A 216-nucleotide genomic window follows, 5' to 3' on the forward strand; every position below is an offset into this window, starting at 1 on the left:
AGTCTAGCTCTAAGATCTCGACAAAGAAAGGCTATCCATTTGTTATGGGAAATGATCGTCTATTTGACAACTTTTCGCATGAGAGGCTTTACTCACTAATTGGACAAGGTGGTTTTGAAGAGTCATTTGATGAGCTCTGTAAACTCTGTCGGGATCAAGCTGAACTTCAAAAACTAGATGACATTTCTTTCTTTGTTATAGAAAAGTATCTACTTC

1 protein-coding gene is annotated in these 216 nt (G+C 37.0%); it reads left to right on the top strand.

The features are described from left to right. Nucleotides 1–216 (top strand): hypothetical protein (locus M901_RS11335; protein WP_034721881.1); only part of this gene is annotated, 216 nt, incomplete at both ends.

Source organism: Bacteriovorax sp. DB6_IX (genome assembly GCF_000447775.1).
Lineage (GTDB): Bacteria > Bdellovibrionota > Bacteriovoracia > Bacteriovoracales > Bacteriovoracaceae > Halobacteriovorax_A.